Source organism: Oleiphilus sp. HI0067 (assembly GCF_001635735.1).
In genome coordinates this window covers 1-776 of the sequence record NZ_LWFI01000094.1, presented here as the reverse complement: position 1 = coordinate 776, position 776 = coordinate 1, and the positions used below count along the sequence as shown (strand labels likewise).

General features: G+C 43.7%; 1 protein-coding gene. It reads right to left on the bottom strand.

The features are described 5' to 3' along the window. Positions 1-699: SDR family NAD(P)-dependent oxidoreductase (locus A3739_RS01360; RefSeq protein ID WP_082878210.1), on the bottom strand; the 699-nt coding region annotated here is incomplete at its 3' end. Positions 700-776 lie beyond the last annotated feature (77 nt).

The following is a 776-nucleotide window of genomic DNA, read 5'->3' as shown; positions in this document are numbered from 1 at the left end:
ATCATTTTCGAAAATATAGGCTGCCGTATGCGCGATTTCATCAACCCGCCCCATACGACCTAACGGAATTAAATTCGCGACTTTATTGAAGGCTTCTTCAGGCATGAGATCCGTCATTTCGGTTTCAACAAAACCCGGTGCGATTCCGGCAGAACGAATGCCATAGCGGGCTAATTCTTTAGCCCATGTTACAGTCATTGCCGCGACACCTGCTTTAGCTGCACTGTAATTTGTTTGACCAAAATTACCGGCTCGACTTACGCTTGAAATATTAATAATGACGCCACCAGAGCCTTGCTCAACCATGCTTGCAGCAGCTTCGCGTCCACATAAAAATACACCGGTGAGATTCACGTCGATCACTGCTTGCCACTGGGCTAATGGTAATTTCTGAACCTCGTCATCATTAGTTTTGACCATCAAGCCATCTTTGAGAATGCCTGCATTGTTTATCAAACCATCTAAGTGCCCAAAATCTTCTTTTATCTGCAAGAATGTCTGCACAACCTCATGCTCTTGAGCCACGTTACAGGCATAGCCTTTTGCATTCGGTAGCTCTTTTACTGCGTTATTAGTTGCTTCTATATCCAGATCAATTAGCGCAATGAGTGCGCCTTTTTCTGATAGTAGNTTTGCCATCGCGAAGCCTAGTCCGCGTGCCGCACCGGTGACGGCAATTACTTTATTCTTTATATCCATAGTTCTTAATCGATCGAATTTAAATTGGTGATGGTATGTTACTACAGCGAGCATATTGTACGCCTTGATTTTTATAT